General features: G+C 70.2%; 2 protein-coding genes. Both read right to left on the bottom strand.

The annotated features are described in order from the left end of the window. Positions 1-161: 161 nt before the first annotated feature. Positions 162-878 (bottom strand): hypothetical protein, encoded by a 717-nt coding sequence (locus AB0958_RS45030; RefSeq protein WP_366896279.1) that lies wholly within the window; start codon positions 876-878, stop codon positions 162-164. A gap of 79 nt (positions 879-957) precedes the next feature. Next, the gene (locus AB0958_RS45025) at positions 958-1,380 is read right to left on the bottom strand and encodes a hypothetical protein (RefSeq protein ID WP_366896278.1); all 423 of its coding nucleotides are present in this window, start codon (positions 1,378-1,380) and stop codon (positions 958-960) included. Positions 1,381-1,690 lie beyond the last annotated feature (310 nt).

Raw genomic sequence — 1,690 nt, 5'->3', positions numbered from 1 at the left:
GCCGACGGCACCGGCCGACGAAGGAGGCCGGGGCCGGCGAGCACGCACCGGGCCACCAACACAGCCGCCCCGCCAGGGGCGTCCGCTACCGCCGCGGCGGCGGTGCCGCCCGTCCCGGGCCTGCTCGGCACAAGGGGCGGACGGCACCGGCGGGGTTGGCGCTACCGGAGAGGGTTGCGGCGGCACCAGCACCGGCTCTCGACGGAGCGCGTGTTGTTGTACGGCCAGAACTCCCGGATGTCCGCCTGGGCGGCTTCCTCGGTCCGGTAGCACCGCTGGTACACCTGACTCCGGCTGCTGATCGCGTTGCTGTAGTGGACCCTCACATGTGCGGCCGGGGGCTCACCGGCTGCCGCCTGGACCAGCAAAATCGGGGTTCCCGGCTGGGCCCAGATGCCCCATACGCCGCTGCCGTGGTGGGGGTTGTCGCTCAGCCAGCTGGCATGGATGCGCGGGGCTCCGGGCGCCACCTCGCCTTCCTCGATGTCCACCACCATCGCGGGGTCGTCCCACTTTCCCCAGTTGTCCCGCGTGGTGATGACGTCGCCGGGCCGGACGTGGGCGAGTGGCATCCATCCGGGTTCGGTGGTGCGCTCGGCGGTCGGGCGGCCGTGGGCCAGGTACTCGCCGGAACAACCGCCGTATCGGGTACGGCCGTAGTGGAATCCGGCGTATCCGGCGAACCGAGGATCATCGCTCGTGTTGGCCTCGTCCCCGCAGGTTCCGCAGGTGACGCGCTGTTCGCCATGGTTCCAGTACGGGCCGTGCTTGCGGACCCAGTCACAGCGTCGGCACGAAAGCTCGGTCTTGCTCCGCGGGTCAACGGGCGGGCACTGGGCGGAGTGCTCGACGGTGTACGGGGAAATGAAGGGTGCCACGGTGGGTTGTCCTTCTGTCGTTGAAGCGTTCGGGGAGTTGGGCGGGGGCGCTTCGCCCCCGCCCGGCCGGTGGCCCGGGTCAGATCAGGCCGGCGGCCAGTAGCCACGACGGCGAGCCGTGTTCACACGTGCCGTCCGGCTCCACCCAGCACCCGTCGCGGGCCTCGGCTCCGCCCTCGGACATCCAGCTCTGCATCTGCTCGATGGACGGCATCCCCGCGCCGTCCCCGTGCTCGGGCTCCTCGTCCTCCTTCGCTTCACGGGAGACGATCAGCGCCTGTCCCGACAGGTCGAAGGTGGTCATGTCCTCTGCCCACCACGGCGCGCCGCTGACCTGGAACGTCCGGTGCGTGACGTCCTTCAGGCCCTGCTTGCTCAGCTCCAGCACGCGGTCAGTCCAGCCCGTCACACGCGGGTAAGCGCGGGCGTCGCTGAGCAGACAGGCGATCTTGTCGCCCACCTGTACGTCCTTCGTGTCAATCCACTCGGTCTCGACGGTCACGGTCGCTCCTTGATGTTGAAGGTTTGGGGCTGTCGTCCGGGAGGCTGCCTCCCCCCTTCCGACATCACTAATTCTGCCTTATTTGAGGGTGAGAGTCCAGCCGGAACCCCCCTCTCGGGGAGTGATCCCGATCACATGTTTTCGCAGGTCAGGACCGGTTTCCGGGCCGGTTCTCGCCCCCGGACCGGCGGCCGCGTGGCGGGCCTCCGCCACACCCCACCCCGGCGGGGGCTCCCCTCGGTCGGTCGGGCAGCGCACGCCGCACCGCCGGTTCTGCGGGGGCTGCCAGGCTCGCGAAGCGACCGCGAAG

Origin of the sequence: Streptomyces sp. NPDC006655 (assembly GCF_040703965.1) — a bacterium.
Classification (GTDB): Bacteria; Actinomycetota; Actinomycetes; order Streptomycetales; family Streptomycetaceae; genus Streptomyces.
The sequence above is the reverse complement of the archived record's forward strand: the minus strand, read 5'-3'. Positions and strand labels throughout refer to the sequence as shown.